Here is a 21,446-nt window from a genome sequence, read left to right as displayed (position 1 = left end):
ACTCCCTCTTTTCTAGTTTCCGTATTCTTTTCGATTTCTTAATCATACTTCATCTGACTCAAACCATCTTCCACTATTTCAATAAGTTTTTCCCCTATAGGCTTCCACCATATATCCTTCATTAGCTGAAATAGAAAATGTATGCACTTCATTCTTAATATACTTATGCCTCAATTCTACTGTATCATTATTTGACCACGTAAGTTCTCCCAATATGTCTAACCCCATACGCCCTGGGTGCTTTAAAACTATTTTTTCTTTTAGCTTCACTTGTTTTTTTCTGTCTTCAATAAGTATATATGCCTCCGTCTGTTCAATTCCCCAATTAATTTCCACATAGGCTCTGAGCTTTCTATCTGGACTAGATTTAGGCTTCTTCCAAATAAAATAATTTTTAAAGTTTCGTTCCTCCATCGCTTTAAATACCTGTTCAAAAATCCTTTTATCTAACGCCAAAATTTCCGTTGCTTTCTCTAAGCCATTTTGCAGTAATCTTACAAGTTGTTGTTCTTTCTCAAATTCATTTAATTTATTGAATTCCGACACATCATATTCGATAAAAACATCTAGAAATGTAGAGATTATCATTGGATTTTCCATATTTTCTTTTATCGCACAATTAATATTAATAACACTAACGTTTTCAGTGCGAATCTTGCCTAATAAGCTGGAGAACAAATCGGTGATTGCTTCGGCTTGTATGTGAAATGTTTCTGAAAAAGGTATATTGCTAACATCTTCATCGCTGTATAATCTTACTTCTTTTAAATACATATTTCGCTCCTATCTTACTCATCCTTCACTTAGCTCAAATCCTCTTCCTCCAGAGTTATAAAATCGACTTTCCTTTATATAAATCTTCTAAAAACCCCTCTATCCAAAATTGACCTGGGATTCCATATGGATTATTTATTTTTTTTGCTTCTTCATAATCAATTTTAATAAATTCTCCATTATTTGGATCACCAATACTTTTATAATATGTTATTTCATTTGGTCGTAAAACTCCCCCATCTTCTTTGCTCACATATTCAATTTTAGAAAAATCGTAATATAATGGTTGCATACTGGTTACTTTTTGCCACTCACCATTAAGTACTCCCGTAACTCCACAATGGGACAACATTAAGACATTATCAGAGATTAATTGCTCTTCTAAATCTTGTAATGATGCTTCTTTTTTGGGAAAAAAATCAAAAAATGCAAAGATGTGATAAGGAATGTCCTCGTTCGGTCTCTCTTCTTTTACACACATTGCGTAACTATAGACTTTCTCTTTATTTAAATATATTTGGAAAATGTCTCCAAGTGAGTACTTTGGTTTTAACGCTTTTTTCGTCCGAATAGAAACGCTTGATAGTTGTTTTTCATTAAATAATCTTAAATCTAAAGACAACGCTTTATAAATTCTGTCCTTTAGCTCGTTTAATCCTTCCTCCGTCTCAATGTTATCAATATCTTTGGTTAGTATCAAATTTAATTTTGTAGTATCTTCTCTGTTCAATAGTATTGCCCCCTTATCTCCAATATTCCCATGACCACGACATGTACTTTATATATCGGTTATCTTTAGTGGCAACTGGTCGAATTTTATTTCTAAGTTTTTTCTTGCCACCTAGTTTAAGATAATATCTATGCTCTAGTCTTCTGACTTCATTATCATAAGTTTAAGTTGCATAGGGGTTTTATTATATTTTAATTTTTTTAGAATTCAAGTTAAGTATTTCTTCCTTTATCTAATTCGAGCTCTTAATCATACTTCACCTGACTCCAGCCCTCTTCCTCCATCTCAATAAGTTTCTTCCCTCTAAACGCACCCACCATATAGTCCTCAATTACATGTTGACCAAATAATCCATATGGATTATTAATATTTACGGCTTCTTTGTAATCAATTCGCATATAATTCCCATTATTTGGATGCCCTACACTTTTAAAATAGTGCCGTTCATTAGGGCGTAAGATTCCTCCGTTTTCTACTTTAAGATATTCTAATTTAGCAAAATCCACTTGCCAATCAAAGGTTAAATTGGTTACTTTCTTCCACTCTTTGCGAATAATCCCTGTATAACCTGAATCGGCAAACATAAAGATATTTTCTCTAGTTAGTTTAGCTATTATTTTTTCAAGCTTCTCCGGTAATTTACTGAAATAATTAAAGAGCCCAAATACGTCGTAATACTCTTTTTCATCTTCCAATTTTAGTATAGCTATATAGCCATATACGTTTACTTCTTCTAAATAAATTTCGTACACGTCTCCCACTTGCATTTTTGGTCGGGTTGCTTTTTTTGTGCGGATGGAAACATTGGAAAGCATTTTCTCATCCCACCTGCGTTTATCTATATTTAAGGCTTGTGTAATTCGTTCTTGAATGATGGAAATTTTTTCAGCATCATCTAAATTGGAAATATCCTTCAGTAATACTTCATGTAGTTTGATAAGTTCTTGATTAATCATGATTTAATCTCCGCTGTGGTTATTCTTCTTACATCTCTTATTCTTAGTTTATTTTTTTAATTTGTTCATCAAATCTTGTTCTAAACTGCCGCCGAAACGCAGGGCTAGAATATCTTCTTTTTTTATCCAACAAGTCCCGTCTAATTGACCTTCGTCATCCACTAAAATGATTTCTAATCATTCATATTCCCATAATTGGAACCCTTTCCTCTTTCCGAGTCCTTATTCCTCTTCATTTGGATAGCATCAGCTTAACATATAAAATAGCTTAACTAAAATACTCTTTAATATTATCTTCTAAGTCTAATTTAAAACCATTTGCAATCTTTTCTTTCAACTTTTCTTGAAATGCTATAAATATTAATGAACGGTTCTTTTCATTCAATACAGCTATCAAATTGTTCACGGCTCTATAACTAGCCGTCATATCACTAGAATATAGGAGTTCAATAAGCTGATCCAAAACGTAAATTTTGTCAGATTCATTAGACAACATATAAACCCCGTATCTCTGTCCTACTTTTGCTAAATATCTACTTTGTTAGATTGAACAATATCAATTAATTGTTCCTTACAATTCATATCTCCTTGGAGCTCTGATAACTCTTACTCTATGGCTTGGATTCCTGTCTTTATTCACGCTTATCTTTCTTTTTTATTTTAGAAAAAAGCTTTTCTAAAATGCCTTTTTTTCATATTTCCTCATCTAAATCCATCGTAATTATTTCCTTAAAATAATCCGAGAAAAGTGAATCATAATTAAGGTTTGATTGCAGATAATTTGTAAGTTGTTCTTTATTTTCACTTTCCCATTTCACAAATTCTTTTATACTCTTTTCTCCAGCAGCATAATAAAAATCTTTTAAAAATACATCTTCTGGATTAGCTAATGTAGCTTCATGGAGATACTTCCTTCCTTTTAACCGGACATCGTCGTAATCCTCATCTTCCATAAAACACTCTGGATTAAGTGAGAGGCAATATCCGATAATCCATTTTACCTCTGTAACATCAAGTAGCTCTTTCTCCCCATAACTATACATATATCTTAATTTTTCATCTTGTTCTTCATTACTCTCAATATCAAAGTTATGAATTAGTAAGTACCACTTTAAGAAAAACGCTCTTACAAAGAAGCGAATATTTTTTTGATCTAAAATCCAAGCGTCGTAGCTAAATTTCAATATTTGTTCAAACTGCTCATCTACTTCTAAACAATCTAATTCTTTCCACTCTAGGTTTATCATGACTCTCTTACCTCTTTTCTATCAAAAAACTTTATTTCCTTGCAATGACCTTCTAAATTATGTTTATCATTGCGCTATTTTTTTATGTTTTAGCGTAATGATTCTAAAAGGGCTACCGCTTCACACCCCTTCCCAAATAAAGCTACTGCAGTCACATCGAAAACTGGTACCATGATAATCTGATTATATTTCATTTGGATTTTTAGATATATCCTGATTCTCTTCACTAGGTTGTAAAAGTGACAAATTAGTTTTTACCAATATTTTATGGTCACTAATTTACATAATTTCTAAGCCTTCATATCCCTTTAATCAAAATCCCTTCCTCTTTCAGGCACCTCGCTACACTTCATCTAAATAAAACTCGCTACGACGTAATAAATGTATATTCCTAAAGCGACTATAGCTAATATTGCTGATAGGATAGATAAAATTGTAGACTTTCCTTTACGTTTACTCCATAACACTAATATAAGCTCGATGCACAAAATAATTATTTGCACTACCAAAATCACATAAATATATGATTTCAGGGTTTCACTACTGCTTATGAAAATACCTGTTCCAACTATCATAATCCCCGCAAAAAGTATGCTTGCACCTATTTTCTCCAAGGTACCTTTATTTTTTTCTGAAAGATGAAGCGGAATGAAACAAATTGCAAATGTAATAAAATTTATCGATACATCGATAATAAATTCAATCATGATGGTCTCCTGTAATGTTCATAATGTTTTTCTCTTCACTTTACAGAGCCCGCTGTAAATTTGAATAGAGATTAATATTGAGATTTCAAACGCTAATTCTTCTATAGTGACTTTCATTCCTTAAATGCCCAGCCGAGGGACTAACATTATACAATAACTTATAAGGGCTAGAAGGAAAATAATGATAGTTATATTGTTAAAAACGGTTTTATCTTTTTTCTTACGTTTCTTTTCATAGCCAATAATTAATATAAGTAGAAAAACAAAATATATTATTATCACTAGTAGCATATTATCCTCCATCCTTCTTAAAAGTAGATAGTTATTCCCGTAACCACAAATAAACTTAACAATAGTAAAACTTGTATACACCTCGAAAAGAAGTTGTCTTTCTTAAAATCTATAATAACTATGCACATTATAATTATGCCGATGAATTCCAAATCCATTATTAATTTCAAAATTGAATCCATTTCAATCTCCTAATTTGGTTATTTTCTTCTTTTTTGTTTTCTAGGATTATATTCTTACTATCTTGCATATGCTTCCGCAAAGTTTATTCTTTTGATATGTATTATTTATATCTCTTACTTTTTTAATTTGTTCATCAAATTTTGTTCTACACTGCCTCCAAAACGTATGGCTAGAATATCTTCTTTTTTATCCAGCAAGTTCTGTCTAAACGACCCACCAAAGTTATTTCTAATCCTTCATATAACCTTTGCTGTATTACCATTCGGCTCAAATTAGCTAGATTGTTTGCCTATACCACTCCTTTAAATATGCTTCAGGGAACTTAACTTTCTCAAAATCCAAACTCTGTAGTGTATCGATATCATACGAATTAACTAGATATAAATCCCATTGTGCTGATATATCTTCTAGTAACTCTCTTTCTTCTAATGATAGATCATCGTTTATTGACTGCTGGTTCTCATCAACATATAGTATTTTTTCCGACCTTTCAACCAGTTCCTTACTTGTAATTACATCGGTAAGTGCCTCAGTGAGATTCACTTTTATTACATCCATAATACTACTCTTATCCAAATTACATCCTCCTACCATTTATGAGAATATTTTCCGTTATTAAATTTATAATGTACCTTCTTCCCTTTTTTCATAATCCTAACTTGGTTAACTTTATTTTGGTGCGTCACAGATTCATGCCAAGTTCTTTTCCTAGAGAACGCCAATACTATCAACGTGATAAAAGTAAGTTGTATAGCGGATACACTTTATTTTTAATTTTTTTGAATTTAAGTTAAGTATTTCTTTTACTATTTAATCATATGCTCCCGCAGAGTTTATGCTTTTGATATGTATTATTTACATCTCTTACTTTTATAATAAGCCCTCCCTGTAAAAATGGAGGGCTTATTCTTAGTTTATTTTTTTAGTTTGTTCATCAAATCTTGTTCTACACTGCCGCCGAAACGCAGGGCTAGAATATCTTCTTTTTTTATCCAACAAGTTCCATCTAATCGACCTTCGTCATCCACTAAAGCGATTTCTAATCCTTCATATTCATTTTCAGCGATTATTCCAATCACTGGCGTTTCATCGCCTATGATGTCAATAATGATTATCTCTTTGCTTTGGTATACATAATCAGCGGCAATTTCAAAAAGAGAGTGCTTTTTGTTTGGTACTTTCTCAAATAATCCTGAGCTGATTGGTTGATTAAGATGTTTTGCAAGTAGTTCAGCTGTTTTTAAATGTGCTGTGTCAATTTCTATTCGGTACACTAATTCTAACGGAAGAACAACATGTCCCTCTTCGTAACCGTCCGAACGTCGTGAGCGAAACATAACATCACTCGCTGTAACTGCTTCAATGTAGCCCGCCTCGAAATATTCGTCTTCGCGCGATGCAGAGTAGATAGCTACTAGTTTATTTGCTTCCTAACATTTTAGTTTCTTCTCTTAAATTTGTAATCAATATATTTAATCTTTTTAAATTTTTATGGTGTATATAAAAAATCTTTAATAAGGGTAATTATAAAAATTGTTAAGCAGAAAAAATATAATACACATAAAGTATATATATTTTTTAGACTTTTACTAGAATATAGTTTAAAGTATAGCTCAGCAATAACTATCAATAATATTATAGTATAAATCGATATTACAATTAATAAAAAAGATAACATATTCTTCCTCCTGACCTCTTCTTCAAACTGTAAAAAAAACAAATGTAGATAAGATTATACCACCTACCACAGTAAATAGGTAAGGCATAAATTTTATTAATTTATTCTTCTTTCCTTTATATTTATCTACAAATATAAAGCATAAAGTAGTTATCATTAAAAATTCAAGAGAGATTATAGTTTTCAAAAAGGTCAACATTAATATTTCCTCCTTTTTTTCTTTCCCATTTTTTTTTGGGCTTTATTAACTTTTTTTGAAATTTTCTTATAGGATTTTGGAAAAAGTGAATTTTTAAAATGTCCCTTCCAATCTTTTTTCATGCTTTTGATTGAGCTCTTCACGTTATGCACAACTTGTTTTGTACCTTTTTTTACACTTTTAGCTTTCCATATTTTTTTCCCGATGTTCCCTATACTTTTATATCCTAGAACGCGTCCGAAACCTACTTTGAACACTCCTTGCACTGCGCCAACACCAGTAGCAACTAATGCCCCCTTCCAACTGTATCCTTTTTTTCTGTTATTCCATAAATATTTCGCTAAACCTGTTGCAGCTCCTACGCCTGCTGACACAGCCCACCAAGCAACCTCACCATCAGGATCAAAATACATAACAGGATTATTATTCGCATAATTATATCCATTCATCATCTGAGGATCATCTTCATCGCCTGGATTCGGATCATATGCAGTAAACACACCTTGCTCTGGTTCGTAATAACGCGCCATCAAGTAATATTGTTCGATTTCCTTGTCATACGTGTATCCTGCATAACTATAAGGATTGGCTTTGGCTTCTTCTGTAGAGGCAGTGTTTTTCAGCACATTTCCCCAAGCATCATACGCATATTCCGCAACAATTTTACCTGCTTCATCCGTGAGTGCAATTACGTCGCCATGCGCATTATAGTGATAATAGAGGGTTTTACCATTCACCTTCATCGCTAAACGAACATTATCATCCGAATAAACATACTGACGAACTACTTTGCCATCACTATCAGTTTCATACAGAACATCAATACTATCGCCATCATAATGATAATTCGTCGTCACGCCATCGACTGTTTTCGACAAGCGGCGGTTATCATCATCGTACGTATAACTCGTAAACGGCTCGCTCTCACCTTTTTTCGTGATGCTGCTTAAACGGTAGTCATTAATAAATGTAATTTCGAAGCCTTCATATCCCTTTAACCGAAATCCTTTTCTCTTTCAGAATCCTCATTTCTCTTCATCTAAATATAATCGACTTAGTATACGAAGTCTCTTAGCTAAAATACTCTTTTAAGTTATCTTCCAAGTCCATTTTAAAACCATTTGCAATCTTTTCTTTCAACTTTTCTTGAAATGCCATAAATATTAAAGAACGGTTCCTTTCATTCAATACGGCTATCAAATTGTTCATAGCTCTATAATTAGCCGTCACATTGCTAGAGTACAGGAGTTCAATAAGTTGATTCAAAGCAGAAATTTTATCAGATTCATTAGACAACATATAAATTCCGTATCTCTGCCCTACTTTTGCTAAATCATCTACTTCTACTTTGTTAGCTTGAACAATATCCATTAATTGTTCCTTACAATTCATATCCCCAAAAGCTTCTGCTGCTGTACAGCGAACTCCAGCATCTATGTGTCGAAGCAAATTCTTGATATAAGGAACAGCTTCCAAATACTCATACTCCGCTAGCAATTCTATACAACTCATCACAACAATGTCTTCATCATTTAAATGTTCTATAGCCTTTTGAGCTATTTCTTTATCTTTAATCTCACTCTTTGCTAAACCTTCAAAAGCAATACAACGAATCAGTGGACTTTCATCATCCATATATGATTTAAATAAGTTTTCTAGTTGACTATTTGTTGGATATTCTTTCAATTCTTCTAAAATATTGCTCAATTCATCTACATCAGAAACACTATGAACTTTTCTAATCAAGTCTTGATAATTCATATCATTATGAATCATTTTATCCTCCTAAAAATCCGTTATATTATTTACTTTTACGATTACCTTGTCTCTTTCGTTTATTTGCTTCTCCTTTATGTTTTAATTGTCTTTTTATTCTTAGCTTTTCTTTCCCCTTTGCCGTTTTATATAACTCTTTTAATCTTTCAACTGATGTACCTTCATAAGCTGTATCTCCAACACGTTGTTTTCCTCCTTTGGAAAACATTCTAGTTGTTCTTTTCCAAAGTTTTCTTGACTTCTTATACACCTTTCTAGCAATCGGCTTACGATACTTCCACAGAGTTTTGTATACTTTCCCCTGTCTTTGCATATTTTTGTATGCCCAGGAACCGGCTTTTCCAATCCCATAACCAACAAATGGCGCGGCTGCAATAGCAACACTAACTCCCCAATAAACAGCAGGGACTACTATAGCGAAATGCCCATCAGGATCCACATATCTCACCGGATTATTATTCGCATAATTATACCCATTCATCGTCTGCGGGTCGTCTTCATCGCCTGGGTCTGGATCGTATGCAGTAAACACGCCTTGCTCTGGTTCATAATAACGCGCCATCAAGTAATATTGTTCGATTTCCTTGTCATACGTGTATCCTGCATAACCATAAGGATTGGCTTTGGCTTCTTCTGTAGAGGCAGTGTTTTTCAGCACATTTCCCCAAGCATCATAAGCATATTCCGCAACAATTTTACCTGATTCATCCGTCAGTGCAATTACGTCACCATGCGCATTATAGTGATAATAGAGGGTTTTACCATTCACCTTCATCGCTAAACGAACATTATCATCCGAATAAACATACTGACGAACTACTTTTCCATCACCATCAGTCTCATACAGAACATCAATACTATCGCCATCATAATGATAATTCGTCGTCACGCCATCGACTGTTTTCGACAAGCGGCGGTTATCATCATCGTACGTGTAACTCGTAAATGGCTCGCTCTCACCTTTTTTCGTGATGCTGCTTAAACGGTCGCCAGTATCCCATGTATATGTGAACTTGCCATCGCTTGTGCGGTTACCATTCGCATCATACGTCAGAGCTTCTCCGTTCCATGAAACCAGTTGATTACCATCATTATAACTTGCGGCAATTGTTTTTGTCTCGCTTCCGCTGATTGCTACTTGTGTACGGTTTCCAAAACCATCATACGTGTACGCTTTGACAGTGCCGTCTGGTAGTGTTTCTTTGGTCAGTTGGTTGACTGCGTCGTATTCGTAGGTTGTTTTTCCTGTTTGTTTGTTATCGATGCTCGTGCGATTGCTTGCTGCATCATAAGTGTAGTTTTCGTCTAAAATTTGGGTGCCGTTTGCGCTACTAATAGCTGCGTTGGTGATTTTTTGCGTGCTATCGTATGTGTAGTTAGCTACGGATCCATTTCCTGCTGTGTAGACGTTGATGTTTCCAAATTCGTCAAACTCGAAATAGGCGTTTTGGCTTCCGTCGTTTACACGGGTATTTCGGTCTAAGTCGTTGTAAGTGTATGTTGTTTTTGCTGTGTAGTCGCCGTGGTTAATGGCTACTTCGCCGACTTTGTCTGTTTTTCCTTTGTTGTCTTTTGTTGGTTTGTCTTTGTAAGTGTAGCTTACGTTGCCACCTCGTTCGGCTACTTTGGTGATTCGGTTGGCATCGTCGTAGGTTTTTTCTGTGACAATGCTGTTAATTTCGTCGGTCACTTTTGTTTGGTTGCCGTTTGGATCGTATTGGAATTTAAATGCTAGTTTATCATTCCATTTGATCCCGTCCATACGGTCAGCGGAATCGTACGTGCTTTCGGTTACGCGACCATTTGGCATGATTGCTTTTGTTTCATTGCCGGCTGCATCGTATTCGTACTTGATTGTGCGATTGAGTGCGTCGGTAAATGCAGTGATTTTGTTATCTACGTCATATTCATAGATATTTTTTTGCGTTTTGCCGGATGCAGTGACATTTTTTTCGGTGGTGTTGCCATTGTCGTCGTACTTATAGGCTACGGATGTACCGTTTGCTAGTTTTGTGTCTATAAGCGCGTTATCGGCATCATAGGTTAATGTTTTTTTGTTGCCTTTTTCGTCTGTTTCGGATGTTTTGTTACCGTAAATGTCGTAAGTAAAGCTGATTTTGCGGCCTTCTTCGTCATAGCTGGCTGTTACATAGTTGCCGGAAGCGTCGTATTCATTTTTTGTTAATACTTCGCCTTCTATGACACGTACATCGTCAAACCAAGCTTTCCCTGTTAAACCGTTGCGGAACATTGTATAGACTTTAATCATTTTGATTGGTTTGGTTGGTTTAACAACTACAGCACTTCGGTTCCAGTCGTTCGTTCCTAGTGGGAATTGGCCTTGTACGGAAGATGTTGTGCCATCTTGATAATATATTGTTCCCCATACCGAATAATCGTTCGACATCGTTGCAACAGAACCGTTTGATTTGGCGTCTTCTGATTTGGAAAGCGCTGAAATCGTTAATGCTTTTGCTTCTTTTTGATTTACAGGTACATCTTGGACAATATGCGTGTAGGCTTCACTTGTCGCTTTTCGCTCGAAGTAAACGGCGCTATCACCACTGTGGCTTTCATTATCTACTACTTTTGCTTGTGTTAGCGCGGTATTACCTGTTCGCATCCAACCAGTCGGAAGTGTTCCATTGTGATTTTCAAAACTGTTATTGACTACTGGATTGTAACTGGAAGCAACACTACCTTTTTCAAATTGAACATTGTCGTACCAAATGGTTGCTTTTCCTTTATGTGGAGCTGGTTGTTCATTATCCAAATAAAGCAATACTTGGCGCGTGTTTTTGGATGTTTTAAAGGTTAATTGGCGTTTTACCCAGTCGCCGTTCTTTTTGATGGATGTCGCACGGTTGGATTGCCATACGCCAGCATCGGTAATATCTTTTGCATTCGCATCTTGTAAACGGCCAATGAGAAGTGCATCGGCATTTGTCATTCCAGATGTTTTAATCCATGCGCTAAATGTATACGTTGTTTCTGGTTCTACATCGACGCGTTGGGTAACGGATGAATAACCTTTTACAGTAGAGTTTGCTTCACTAGTTAGTTTAACAGAGCCGCTACCGCCGAGTGCTCCTGGAGCTGACTGTGTACTATCGAATGTCATGCTACCTTTTGCATCAGATTGGATTAGCGTCCAGTTGGAAACTCCTGCACCTTTTTCAAAGCCGCTGTTTTGAAGTAAATTGCCGCCTGAGGAAAGTTCACCGCTACCTCGGACTGGGTTACCAAAAGCGTCATACTGCGTTACAGAGGATACTTGGGATTCTGTCGCAAGTGTTTCTGATACAGCATCTGCTCCGTCATAAGCAACGGTTGTTTTGCGTCCTTCTGTGTCGGTTGCGCTCGTTACATCGTTGTTATCATTGTAAGTGTATGATTCTGTTCCGTATGCATCTGTCATTTGCGTGACATTGCCATCTGCATCGTAAGAGTACGTTTCTTCTTGTCCCTTAGGATTTACTTCTTTTACTAGATTGTTTGATTCATACGTGTAGGTCGTTGTTAATTTGAGACCTTCTGCATCCACGATTTCTTTCTTGGGATTTCCAGCATCGTTGTATGAATAAACGGTTTTCTTCTTTTTCTCGTTTGTTAAAGTAGTTTTTTGTTCTTCTTTATCGTAGGAAAGGGTGGTTTTTTTGCCGACTGGATCGGTTATTTCTGTTAGTTTTTCCTCTTCATAGACAAAGGTTGTTGCGTATGGTTTTTCTTCTGTGTGTTTTGGATCATAAACTGCTGTTAATAAGCCATCTGTGTAGCCGTAGCGATAAATTTTTCCGCGGGCAGTTGATGAACTGATTAACTCTTGTTTATCATTATAGGTGTAACTGATTTTCCGGTCTTCTGGTCCAACAAGTTCTTTTACTAGCTCGCCTTCATACGCTAAAGTTACGGTACGTCCGGAAGCGTCGCGCATGCTTGTTAGTTTTCCATCGGTATACGCGTATGTTAATTCGTTACCTTTTGTATCTTTTTCGGATTTTAATCGTCCGTCAGCTAAAAAGCGTGTTTCTGACTTATCTTCTTCTATTTTCAAATAGCCGTCTGCGTTTTTAGTGATTTCTGAATAAATGCCCGGTGGTGCCTCGTATTTGTCGCCTTTTTTAGTGAAACGATGGACTTTTTTATCCGATTCCACCCATAAGATATTGCCGTTTTCTTCTTCGATAAGTCTTTCTTCGAGGGTACTTGTCCAGCCTTTACCGAAAATTCCTGTTGCGTCATCTTGGCTGTTAAAAGTACGGTCGACATTGATGCTTGGACCACGGCCTTCTAAATTGAAATCTGTTTCATGGAATAAAAAGTTTCCGTTTGTAGCGTTCACTTGCCCGCCGCGTACTGGAACACTTGTCCAGTAATCTACCATTCCTAGTTGTTTATTTACTACTTCTGGAATAGTTGGCGTTGCTGGTTCGGATTGGATACTTGTGGCGTTATTTCCTGCTTTTTGATATGCAATAACTCGGAACCAGTAATTTTTGCGTTCTTTATAATTCCCGCCAGAATTGGTATAAACTGGTGAAGGATCTTTTGCTAGTTCGGCGCCTTTTCCGTCATGATGAAGGGCAAATTTACCATCTGCAATCTCTTCTTTAGTTGGCCAAATTCCTTTATTTTGTGTTGTCCATTTTGTTTCTGCGCCGACATCGTATTCTTCGTAAGCTTTTCCATTGAATACAAGGACTTTATAGCCATCCGCCATTGGGCTCTTTTCCCAGTTAAGTTCCACATAACCTGTTTCTTTATGCGCTAAGTTAGAATAAGCTTTCGCAGCAGGTGGTTGTGGTTTTTCGATTGGCATGTAGGCAAATACTAAATCGGATAACGGACTTTCTCCACCCGGGAAAACGGCTTGCACTCTAAATAGATAACGCGTTAAATTGCGCAGTCCAAAAGTGCTTCCAGCTTGAAACGCATTTTCATATTGTGCTCGCGGATCCAGGGCGAATTCAGTTCCTTTGCCATCATGATGGAATTCAAATTCACCATTAGCAATTTCGTCATCTGTTGGGAAAATTTTCTTTCCTTTAGTGCTCCAGGTCGTTGCTGCACTTTTTGTATTTATATATTCGTATTTATATCCATCAGAAATAACGATATTATAACTTGTCGCTCCTGGAACGGCCTTCCAAGATACATCCATGAAGCCTGTTCCAGTACCTACTCCATTCGAGTTCGTTTTTACAGTAGGCTTTTCCGGTTGTGGATACGTATAATTTACTTCTAAATAAGGATAGTTTTTATTATTTTCACTTGCTACGACTTTTTTCCAATAATTTTGATCGATGTTCGTACCTAAGCGAAAACCGTTGTTCTCTCGCGTTCCACTCGCCCATGCTTGGACTGTTTTAGTTACGTCTAAATTAGCCCATTCGCCACGACCAACATTGACATAGTTACAGGAGGTACTGTGTTCCATGTTACTTGCCACGGGGACCATTTTGCATTGGCTTCGTAATACCAAAGATCATTTTTAACCGTTGGGGACATGTGCCAAATGTTATAGACTTTTAACGTTGCTTTAGAAACAGTCGCTTTGTTTAAAGTGGACGTATCCATTTTTAAAAAGGCGGCATTATTTCCTGTTGAATTGTCCCATTTACCGAGTTTTAACGTGTAAGCATTTTGGCCAGAATCCCAAAGCTTGCTCCCGATATTGGTTTCTGTTGGTTTAGCTGAATTAATGTTGGCATTATAAACTTCATCTAACCGAACAGATGGATCAATATAAACAGGATATTCACGCGCAGCATCATTTAACCATGCTGTGTCTACTTTTAATTGTAGTTCATATACTGTTTTTGTCAGTTGTTTTACTTCAAAAGAAGCGTTTTCGGATAACGCTGCTTCGCCAGTTTCAGCGCCGACATTGGAATCTGTCATAACTGGTTTCGGAAGCGTATACATTGTTTCGTCCGATTTATTTTTGAATAGCACATCGCCATTCTCTGCTAGCTCTAGATCTAGTTTTGTTTCAATTTGATAAACATACGTATCTACTTGATTTGGTTCATGTAGTACTAAGTCTTCTTTTACTGATTGTGGAAAAGTTAAATGACGTAAATCCGTTTTAGGAAATACATCTGCGTAAGTAACTTCATTTTCTTTGTAGGTCGCTGGTTGGTCTGTAACTGCTTGTTCATCCTCGCCTGTACGTGCTCCTTTTAAGCGAAAAGTAACTTCTGCTCCAGCTTTTGTTAGTTTCTGATATGCCCCGTCTTCCATTTTTTCTAAGAAACCTAGTTCTAATGGTGTTTATTTTGGAACAATCATGTCAGAATCTGCTTCTTTCTCCACATTTGCATCAATGCGTTTCATATCCCCGTCAACTTCCATATTGATAGGATCCGCAAAGATTTGCTTCGTAAAACTCCCGTCGTGATTATCAAAAACCACTTCATTTTCTGTTCGTTCTTCTTTAACTTCTGTTGGTGCTTTTTCTCCCGCTTCCTTTTCTGGTGCTGCTACCCCAGTCGACGTCTCCTCCGCCGTTGGTGCATAACCAGGTATTAGTGAAAGGAATAACATAATGGCTATCAAGGTCACTAATACTTTCTTTGCTTTTGCATGTATTTTCATGTATCAAGCTCTCCCTTTTCAATGTAATATCTTTCGCTGCCTTACCAATTTCTCTATTTTCTATCTCCCTACTAACAACCTTACTATCCCCCTCTTCCTAAAAAAGGACCAGTTTTAAACGAGTAAAACTGGTCCTTTTCTAAATTTAACAAAATCATTATAGCATGTTTTTTTAGTTTTGGGTTATGCAGAATGTAAAATTTTTACTTTTTGTTTGAATTGTTAATTCGTTTGATTAAAATTAACTCTTTATCAGAATAATTATGGTCAATTCCGCAAAAAAACCTTGAACCGATAATTCTTCCGTTCAAGGTTTTTTCCACTTACCAAGGTTGACTAGTTGGACCTACTGTGAATTCATTTACGTTTACGTCTTCGGGTTGGTCAATGGCATAAGCAACAATGCTCGCGATACGATCAGGTGTGATGCCATATTGTTTATATAAATTGGTCATTCCTTGCTCGGTTTCTTTATCTGTAATCGTTTCTAGTAATTCTGTATTGATGGCTGCTGGATAAATGGTCGCGGTGCGGATGTTGGTTCCTTCTTGGGCTGACTCCATTCGTAATACTTCCATTAGGTCACGGACTGCCCATTTAGTAGCGCCATATACTGCGCCGCCGGGATATGCTTTTAATCCTGCTACAGAAGAAGTTGCGATGATGTGTCCGGATTTTTGAGCGATGAAAGAAGGCAGCACAGCCGCAATTCCATTTAGCACGCCTTTAATATTGATATCAATCATTTGCTCCCATTCGTCTTCTTTTAAAGCCGATAATGGTGAATTCGGCATTATTCCCGCATTTAAAAAGATTGCATCCACTTTTCCGTATGTTTCAATCGCTAATTCTACTAATTTCTTATTATCTTCACGTTTTGTTACATCCGTTTTGGCAAAAATTGCTTCACCTGAACTCGCTTTAATGGTTTGAACAATTTTTTCCAGCTTTTCAACGCGACGAGCAGCAAGAACTACTTTCGCCCCTTTTTCAGCTAAAAGTATGGCTGTTGCTTCACCAATTCCGGATGATGCTCCGGTTATAATAATTACTTTATTTTTGATTGTCATTGGTTATCTCTCCTTATTCCTCAATAATTTTACGAATTTGTTTGGCGGGGCTTCCGGCGACGACAACGTTTGCTGGGACATCTCTTGTGACGGTAGCATCCGCAGCAACGATGGCATTTTCACCAATTGTTACCCCTGATAATATCGTCGCATTTGCGCCAATCCAGGCGTTTTTCTTCACATAAATTGGGGCTACCCGTAGTCCACGTCTTTTTTTAGGGCTGACTAAATGGTTGACGGTCACAAGTCTTGCTCCCGGGCCAATTAAAACATTATCATCAATCGTAATCCCGCCCAAATCTACGAAAGTTACATTCAAATTGATAAAGATATTTTTCCCAAAAGTAATATGTTTTCCGAAGTCGCTATAAAAAGGAAGTGAGACATCGACTGACGGATCGACTGGTTTTCCAGTGATGTCACTGAGGTATTTGGTCACTTCTTTTTTTGAGTGGTACTTGGTGTTTAGTTCGATGATAAGTTGTTCATTGTTTTGCTTTACTTCGTGAATTTCATCTAACAAATCCGACCCTTGGAGAATTTCTTTACCGACTATTCTTTTCTGTAAATCTTGTATCATTATGCGCTCTCCCCCTTGAAAACCTTTTACTATTTAATTATAGCGGGAGAAGTTATAATTGAATAATACTTATAAAGCATATCCAACTATTCATTTTAGTTATAGGAAAGGGTGGTTTTAATGGAGCTTCGTGTGTTGAATTATTTTTTAACTGTTGCTCGTGAAAAAACGATTAGTCGAGCTGCGGAAGTGCTTCATCTTTCTCAACCAACGCTTTCTAAACAATTGAAGGAACTTGAGGAAGAGTTAGGGGTAACTTTATTTATTCGTGGAAATCGGTCTATTACGTTAACAGAAGATGGGGTTTACTTGGCAAATCGCGCAAAGGAGATTTTATCTTTAGTCGAATTAACAACTTCGAACTTGCTACAAAATGAAACAATTAGTGGGGAAATAACGATTGGCGCTGGGGAAACGAGAGGTTTTGAGTTTATTGGTAGTGTCATTCATCAGCTAAGAAAAATACATCCTGAGATTACGTTTCAACTACATAGTGGTAATGCCGACGATGTTTTAGAAAAAATTGAGCATGGGCTGCTGGATTTTGGGTTGGTCATTAATCCTGTTGAAATGCAAGCATACGAATATTTGCAACTTTCTTTAGAAGATAGCTGGGGCATTTTAGTAAATATAGCCCATCCTTTAGCACAAAAAGAAGTTATAACTCCGGGTGATATTCAAGAAAATCCAATAATGGTTTCGAATCAATCTTTTGTGGATAATCAACTAGCAAGTTGGTTAGGAGAACATTTCGAACAATTGAATGTTATTGGTAGCTATAATTTGCTTTATAACGCCTCGCTTTTGGCTAAAGAAAATATTGCCAGTATTCTTTGTATCGATGGCATTATAAACACGGACAATACAAATTTGAAATTCATTCCTTTTTCGCCGCCCCTAACTGCTGGAATAAGCATTGTTTGGAAAAAGAATCCCACTTTTTCGAGCGCAGCGAAGGAATTTTTGCGGTTGATAGAAAAAGAAATGACAAAATAAGTAAAAAAAGCAGCAATAAAACTAAAATTAGTTTCATTGCTGCTTTTTATGGATTTATTTTTATTCTTTAAAACATCTCTTTAAATTATGTGAGCGCGCTATAATAATTAAGTCGTCTACCTTCAGACGAACAATAGGAACATTGTTCTTTTGAAGGGAGGTGCATTAAATGATTCTATTTTTTTCCAGTCTTATCGCTCCGATTTTTGTAGGAATTACTTTAGCTACCTACAAATATTGGTTAGAACATCGTAGTGATAAAAAACATAAGTAGACGGCAACCGTTCTAACCACAAGAAAACCCCCGAGGTCTTTAGCCGGACTCGGGGGTTTTTGTGCATTAAATGATTCATTTTCCAACTTTATTATAACACTTATTAGGAAAAATACAACTCACGGAGACACTCACATGGAAAAATAAAAGCTTTTAACAACGTTCTTCCATAAATCGCAATTTCAACGTATCCACACAAACATCTAGAATCGATTCAAATTCAATAAAACATTTCCCATCAGGTGAAAAATCATCAGACAAAAGAACGTTCATAGATACTAATTCATCATCAAGCACGTCAATCTCCCCAATAATTAGTTCATCCCAAACTGTTGTGAGCTCCACTATTTTCTTATTTTCTTTCGCCCACTGAAGAAAATTATATAGGGTATCTCCTTTGCTACTTAATTCCGGCATTTGCATTTGAGCTGGTTTCACATTTTTATAGGGCTCCAGATATTTGGTGCCTTTTTGAATTTTAAAAATGTTTTCATTGGCGATAATAGCAAAACCATCAAACTGACCACTTCTATGATAATTTTCTATTATAATGTACTTTTTAAAAATTGCTTTTATGTATCCCATATAAAATTCATTAGTTTCTTCCCTATCTGCATACACTTCATAGATACAATCCCGATTCAATTTCTCTAATTGTTGTCGATTCATTTCTCTATCTCCTTTTTTGAAAATGATTCTGCCAGTTAAAGCGTTTTCAATCCAAAGATAACATGTTTAATAACTCATTGCAATCCAACATAAATAAAAACTTGCTCAAAATAAATACTTTGAGCAAGTTTTCTTTCTATATATCTAATCGCAACGTAACAGCGCCATATGCTGGAATCGTGTTGTTGTCATTTGCGACAACTTCTTCGATAGCATTCACATACTCAAATGACATATCCGAGAGTGCCAACTTTTGTGGTGTGTTAGTTGGGTTTTCCAGGCGGATAATGTATTTATCTGCTGAGTAGTAGGACGGGTGGCACGCTGAAACTAAGTATTCTTTCGGCAAATTCAACATACCTAACGTTTGCTTCGCGCCTAATCTTCGTTCTGTTTTCTGGATTTTATTGTCTAAACGGTGTAAAAAGTGGTTGAACGGTTGACGCTGGTAGGACACGTTTGCTTGGTTGAACGCTTTTGTTCGTTCAGCTGTTTTATGTTCGTCGAAAGCTTGGTCGCCGAGGTAAATGGCTAATGAAAATTCATGTTTGCCAAGTAACTGCGCACCTTCTGTTTCGATGAGCACGTGGCCTTTTTTCGTTGTGTCGCCTGATGCTCGGCCTGGGCGGTAAGCTAAATCAGGTTTCCCAAGTTGGCCGGTTGTTGCGAGTAGCGTTAGTGCTAAATGTTGATCCAACTGTTGATATTCTTTGACGCCGCGTGTGAAAATGGTGCAGCTTTCTGCTTCATTTGTTAGTGTCACGCTTTGTTCTAACGGCTCGATATCAATTGGCATTTCGCTGTATATTTCTTGCCAATTCGCTGGTACAACTGGTTTTCTCTCGATATATCCAAATGGAAGCGAAGCGATGTTATAATCTGTTTTCACACCTGTGTTTACTTTCAAGCGTAATCGGTGGTTTTTGATTTGGTTGTCCACTTCGATTTTAACATCTAGCAGTTCACTACCTTTTTTCAGTTCTAAAATCAGCTCAATTTGTAACTCGCCGTGTCCCTCTTTCGTCAAACGGTCTAGCGGAAAATCGTTCTTTCCGGTTAAAATTAAACGTTCCACTTCACTCGATTTCTCCGTTTTTGCTTCGGAAAAAGTGAATAATTCCGCGATATCTCCGGCTAACGGTGAATAATCATACGTATCTCCCGCATTCACATCATCTTCCAGCGTAATAAAGGAAGTTGTGCGCTCCCCATTTGCTTTTTCAAGCGCGATTTCGCCATTTTCAAAAGTGATTCTGTAAAATTCATTCGCAATTGCCACATCGTTGGAAGCAACCATCGAATCCAGTTCGCGATCATTCTCTTCAAAAGCAATCACGCGGTAACCAAGCCCCGGCAACTCCACTTTGACACGCACTTGAAGCACATAATAACCAGGTTCTTCAATAAATCGGTTCCCGGCTGGCGTTTCTTCTAGCACATTTTCACGTGATGGGATGAATTCTTCTTGGACAATCGTCGCATCCGGAAATGCTGGGAAATGGATATTTTTATGTTCAGAAACTACTTGAATTTCTTTAAATCCATCAAAATCATGTAAATCGGTATTAAAAACTAATATTTCATTCGCCTCAAGCATCAAATCATCGGCAATTTTCTTCACAATCGTGTTTTCGATACTATCACACAACTCGTCAGCTTCCTTCATCCGGTGCAAAATATCTTCAGCAACAGGATCAGAAACGCAGCCCGCCAAGCTATCATGCGCTTGGCCTTCAAGCAATTTTTTCCACGTGTGCATTAGTAAACGCTCGCTGATGGAAATACCGGATGCCTTAGCAATAACAAGCAGCGGCTCAATGCGGGTTAGCAGTTTTTGCTCGAGTGACGCGCTTTTTAGCTTAATATTCATGCGGCTCGAGCCAATGGTTTTATGCACTCGTGCCAACACCGGACTTCTAAATTCGCCGCGATATTCTTCTAAATCTGGCAATTCTCTAACGTACTGAATAAAATCTTGATAGGTGCTAAGTTGATAATCATGGCGCCCCATCTTGTTGATTTCTGCCAGTTTTTCCGCAAAATTGCTAATAATATTCAGCTGATCATTCCCAGATGGAATTAATACTTCGGTCGTTTTGCTATATTTTTCAATAAAATCAATCGCCGGATCAAGGCGTCCATCCACGTATGCCGATGTTGGCTCAAGTAGCATCCCCGTGCCGTAACCTTGTGGCATATTAATCGCATAAATAGAAGTATCCTCGCCAAGTCCTTGCCATTTAAAATACGGAGATTCGACATGCTCGCCTAAATGAATTCCGCGCCAGAAAATCACATTATCAAATCCAGCGTGCTCAAGCAAAGTCGGTATTTGTGCATTAAAACCAAACGTATCTGGCAAATAGCCAATTTTCATATAGTCGCCGTATTTTTTACTATCAAAAATCCCAATCATCGCATTGCGCAAAATCGACTCACCGTGCGCGAAAAAGGCATCTGTTTGCGTAAACCACGGACCAATGAAAAGTTGTTCATCCGCAATCAGCTGTTTAATATCTGCTAATTTTTCTGGATACAGAGCGACATAATCGTCTAAAATCGATAATTGGCCATCAAGTACAAAGTTTGCTTCTGGGTGCTTTTTTAGTTCGTCAATCACTTCTGTAAAAAGTTGTTCACTTAGAACCAGTGCATCGGCCGAGGTGAAATACCACTCTCGGTCCCAATGCGTATGGTTCACAATATGTGCTTTAACCAT

The 21,446-nt window shown here is 36.8% G+C and carries 17 protein-coding genes and 1 pseudogene; 2 read left to right on the top strand and 16 right to left on the bottom strand.

Features of this window, described 5'->3' with window-relative positions:
* Nucleotides 1-78: 78 nt before the first annotated feature.
* From HCJ55_RS11095 to HCJ55_RS11040, 14 genes and pseudogenes are all read right to left on the bottom strand, one after another.
* Complete coding sequence (locus HCJ55_RS11095) at nt 79-774, bottom strand: hypothetical protein (protein ID WP_185518209.1); 696 nt, start codon at nt 772-774, stop codon at nt 79-81.
* Between the two features lie 55 nt (nt 775-829).
* The gene (locus tag HCJ55_RS11090) at nt 830-1,504 is read right to left on the bottom strand and encodes an Imm26 family immunity protein (protein WP_185518207.1); all 675 of its coding nucleotides are present in this window, start codon (nt 1,502-1,504) and stop codon (nt 830-832) included.
* A 245-nt stretch (nt 1,505-1,749) separates the two neighbouring features.
* On the bottom strand, nt 1,750-2,460 hold the full coding sequence (locus HCJ55_RS11085; RefSeq protein WP_185518206.1) for a hypothetical protein: 711 nt from the start codon (nt 2,458-2,460) through the stop codon (nt 1,750-1,752).
* 692 nt (nt 2,461-3,152) lie between these two features.
* A complete protein-coding gene (locus HCJ55_RS11080) occupies nt 3,153-3,707 on the bottom strand; it encodes a hypothetical protein (RefSeq protein WP_008946856.1) in 555 nt (184 codons plus the stop codon).
* A gap of 353 nt (nt 3,708-4,060) precedes the next feature.
* Nucleotides 4,061-4,414: a hypothetical protein gene (locus HCJ55_RS11075; RefSeq protein ID WP_185518204.1), complete on the bottom strand. Its 354-nt coding sequence runs from the start codon at nt 4,412-4,414 to the stop codon at nt 4,061-4,063.
* Between the two features lie 750 nt (nt 4,415-5,164).
* Nucleotides 5,165-5,464 carry a hypothetical protein gene (locus HCJ55_RS11070; RefSeq protein WP_228470473.1) on the bottom strand — a complete coding sequence of 100 codons (300 nt, stop codon included), beginning with the start codon at nt 5,462-5,464 and terminating at the stop codon, nt 5,165-5,167.
* A gap of 338 nt (nt 5,465-5,802) precedes the next feature.
* Complete coding sequence (locus HCJ55_RS11065; RefSeq protein WP_185518286.1) at nt 5,803-6,225, bottom strand: hypothetical protein; 423 nt, start codon at nt 6,223-6,225, stop codon at nt 5,803-5,805.
* Between the two features lie 539 nt (nt 6,226-6,764).
* Nucleotides 6,765-7,718, bottom strand: a pseudogene (locus HCJ55_RS11060) (RHS repeat domain-containing protein); the annotation flags it as partial.
* 118 nt (nt 7,719-7,836) lie between these two features.
* Nucleotides 7,837-8,541, bottom strand: a complete 705-nt coding sequence (locus tag HCJ55_RS11055) for a HEAT repeat domain-containing protein (protein WP_185518200.1) — start codon at nt 8,539-8,541, stop codon at nt 7,837-7,839.
* Between the two features lie 25 nt (nt 8,542-8,566).
* Nucleotides 8,567-13,978, bottom strand: coding sequence for a DUF6531 domain-containing protein (locus tag HCJ55_RS11050; protein ID WP_446500398.1), 5,412 nt, complete (start codon nt 13,976-13,978; stop codon nt 8,567-8,569).
* Nucleotides 13,918-14,784, bottom strand: a complete 867-nt coding sequence (locus HCJ55_RS14060; RefSeq protein ID WP_446500397.1) for a DNRLRE domain-containing protein — start codon at nt 14,782-14,784, stop codon at nt 13,918-13,920. Before HCJ55_RS14060 ends, HCJ55_RS11050 begins: the two co-directional genes overlap by 61 nt.
* Nucleotides 14,785-14,814: 30 nt before the next feature.
* A complete protein-coding gene (locus HCJ55_RS14055) occupies nt 14,815-15,138 on the bottom strand; it encodes a hypothetical protein (protein WP_446500396.1) in 324 nt (107 codons plus the stop codon).
* Nucleotides 15,139-15,461: 323 nt separating this feature from the next.
* Nucleotides 15,462-16,208 carry an SDR family oxidoreductase gene (locus tag HCJ55_RS11045; RefSeq protein ID WP_185518198.1) on the bottom strand — a complete coding sequence of 249 codons (747 nt, stop codon included), beginning with the start codon at nt 16,206-16,208 and terminating at the stop codon, nt 15,462-15,464.
* 13 nt (nt 16,209-16,221) lie between these two features.
* Nucleotides 16,222-16,791 carry a DapH/DapD/GlmU-related protein gene (locus HCJ55_RS11040; RefSeq protein ID WP_185518277.1) on the bottom strand — a complete coding sequence of 190 codons (570 nt, stop codon included), beginning with the start codon at nt 16,789-16,791 and terminating at the stop codon, nt 16,222-16,224.
* Between the two features lie 117 nt (nt 16,792-16,908).
* Between HCJ55_RS11040 and HCJ55_RS11035 the strand changes: the two genes are divergently transcribed.
* Both HCJ55_RS11035 and HCJ55_RS11030 read left to right on the top strand, forming a co-directional pair.
* Nucleotides 16,909-17,784 carry a LysR family transcriptional regulator gene (locus tag HCJ55_RS11035; protein WP_185518196.1) on the top strand — a complete coding sequence of 292 codons (876 nt, stop codon included), beginning with the start codon at nt 16,909-16,911 and terminating at the stop codon, nt 17,782-17,784.
* A gap of 169 nt (nt 17,785-17,953) precedes the next feature.
* Complete coding sequence (locus tag HCJ55_RS11030; protein WP_109909189.1) at nt 17,954-18,058, top strand: type I toxin-antitoxin system Fst family toxin; 105 nt, start codon at nt 17,954-17,956, stop codon at nt 18,056-18,058.
* 153 nt (nt 18,059-18,211) lie between these two features.
* Here HCJ55_RS11030 and HCJ55_RS11025 read toward each other — a convergent pair whose 3' ends face one another.
* Together HCJ55_RS11025 and HCJ55_RS11020 are read right to left on the bottom strand one after the other, a co-directional pair.
* Nucleotides 18,212-18,727 carry a hypothetical protein gene (locus HCJ55_RS11025; protein WP_185518194.1) on the bottom strand — a complete coding sequence of 172 codons (516 nt, stop codon included), beginning with the start codon at nt 18,725-18,727 and terminating at the stop codon, nt 18,212-18,214.
* A 136-nt stretch (nt 18,728-18,863) separates the two neighbouring features.
* Nucleotides 18,864-21,446 carry an alpha-mannosidase gene (locus tag HCJ55_RS11020; protein ID WP_185518191.1) on the bottom strand — a complete coding sequence of 861 codons (2,583 nt, stop codon included), beginning with the start codon at nt 21,444-21,446 and terminating at the stop codon, nt 18,864-18,866.

Source organism: Listeria marthii, assembly GCF_014227425.1.
GTDB classification, from domain to species: domain Bacteria; phylum Bacillota; class Bacilli; order Lactobacillales; family Listeriaceae; genus Listeria; species Listeria marthii.
The sequence above is the reverse complement of the archived record's forward strand: the minus strand, read 5'-3'. Positions and strand labels throughout refer to the sequence as shown.

Excerpts from the sequence above, each read along its gene's own strand:
- HCJ55_RS11095 (WP_185518209.1), bottom strand. The coding sequence starts at position 774 with ATGTATTTAAAAGAAGTAAGATTATACAGCGATGAAGATGTTAGCAAT.
- HCJ55_RS11085 (WP_185518206.1), bottom strand. The coding sequence starts at position 2,460 with ATGATTAATCAAGAACTTATCAAACTACATGAAGTATTACTGAAGGAT.
- HCJ55_RS11080 (WP_008946856.1), bottom strand. The coding sequence starts at position 3,707 with ATGATAAACCTAGAGTGGAAAGAATTAGATTGTTTAGAAGTAGATGAG.
- HCJ55_RS11075 (WP_185518204.1), bottom strand. The coding sequence starts at position 4,414 with ATGATTGAATTTATTATCGATGTATCGATAAATTTTATTACATTTGCA.
- HCJ55_RS11065 (WP_185518286.1), bottom strand. The coding sequence starts at position 6,225 with ATGTTTCGCTCACGACGTTCGGACGGTTACGAAGAGGGACATGTTGTT.
- HCJ55_RS11055 (WP_185518200.1), bottom strand. The coding sequence starts at position 8,541 with ATGATTCATAATGATATGAATTATCAAGACTTGATTAGAAAAGTTCAT.
- HCJ55_RS11050 (WP_446500398.1), bottom strand. The coding sequence starts at position 13,978 with ATGGAACACAGTACCTCCTGTAACTATGTCAATGTTGGTCGTGGCGAA.
- HCJ55_RS14060 (WP_446500397.1), bottom strand. The coding sequence starts at position 14,784 with ATGGAAGACGGGGCATATCAGAAACTAACAAAAGCTGGAGCAGAAGTT.
- HCJ55_RS14055 (WP_446500396.1), bottom strand. The coding sequence starts at position 15,138 with ATGAAAATACATGCAAAAGCAAAGAAAGTATTAGTGACCTTGATAGCC.
- HCJ55_RS11045 (WP_185518198.1), bottom strand. The coding sequence starts at position 16,208 with ATGACAATCAAAAATAAAGTAATTATTATAACCGGAGCATCATCCGGA.
- HCJ55_RS11035 (WP_185518196.1), top strand. The coding sequence starts at position 16,909 with ATGGAGCTTCGTGTGTTGAATTATTTTTTAACTGTTGCTCGTGAAAAA.
- HCJ55_RS11030 (WP_109909189.1), top strand. The coding sequence starts at position 17,954 with ATGATTCTATTTTTTTCCAGTCTTATCGCTCCGATTTTTGTAGGAATT.
- HCJ55_RS11025 (WP_185518194.1), bottom strand. The coding sequence starts at position 18,727 with ATGAATCGACAACAATTAGAGAAATTGAATCGGGATTGTATCTATGAA.
- HCJ55_RS11020 (WP_185518191.1), bottom strand. The coding sequence starts at position 21,446 with ATGGTTAAAGCACATATTGTGAACCATACGCATTGGGACCGAGAGTGG.